The following is a 765-nucleotide window of genomic DNA, read 5'->3' as shown; positions in this document are numbered from 1 at the left end:
GCCGTCGAAGAAGCTGACGGTGCCGGTGGGTGTGCCGGCGCCGGGAGGAATGGCGGCGACGGTCGCGGTGAGTGTCTTGGCCTGCCCGGACACCGAGGGGTCCGGTGCCGACGCCAGGCCCGTGGTGGTGGCGGCCTGGGTCACGGTCTGGGTGTCGACCGGTGAGGTGGAGCCGGTGTAGTGGGTGCTGCCGTTGTAGACCGCGGTCAGGGAGTGCGAGCCCACCGCGAGAGTTGAGGTCGTCAGGGTGGCGATGCCGCCGGCGAGTGTGGTGGTGCCGAGGAGGGTGGCGCCGTCGAAGAAGCTGACGGTGCCGGTGGGTGTGCCGGCGCCGGGAGGAACGGCGGCGACGGTCGCGGTGAGTGTCTTGGCCTGGCCGAACACCGAGGGGTCCGGTGCCGACGCCAGGCCCGTGGTGGTGGCGGCCTGGGTCACGGTCTGCGTGTCGACGGGTGATGTCGAACTGGTGTAGTCGGTGCTGCCGTTGTAGACGGCTGTGAGGGAGTGGGTTCCGACGCTGAGGGCGGAGGTCGTCAGGGTGGCGATGCCGCCGGCCAGTGTGGTGGTGCCGAGGAGGGTGGCGCCGTCGAAGAAGCTGACGGTGCCGGTGGGTGTGCCGGCGCCGGGAGGAATGGCGGCGACGGTGGCGGTGAGTGTCTTGGCCTGCCCGGACACCGAGGGGTCCGGTGCCGACGCCAGTGCGGTTGTGGTGGCGGCCTGGGTCACGGTCTGGGTGTCGACCGGTGAGGTGGAGCCGGTGTAGTC

The 765-nt window shown here is 71.4% G+C and carries 1 protein-coding gene; it reads right to left on the bottom strand.

From position 1 onward, the window contains the following. Positions 1-765, bottom strand: a 765-nt coding sequence (locus ACLU3S_RS37015; RefSeq protein WP_413956357.1) for an Ig-like domain-containing protein, incomplete at both ends; no start/stop codon positions are given.

The sequence above is a fragment of the Streptomyces sp. AF1A genome (genome assembly GCF_047340315.1).
In the GTDB taxonomy this organism is placed as follows: Bacteria; Actinomycetota; Actinomycetes; order Streptomycetales; family Streptomycetaceae; genus Streptomyces.
Note: the sequence above shows the minus strand (reverse complement) of the source record. Positions and strands in the feature narration are given on the sequence as shown.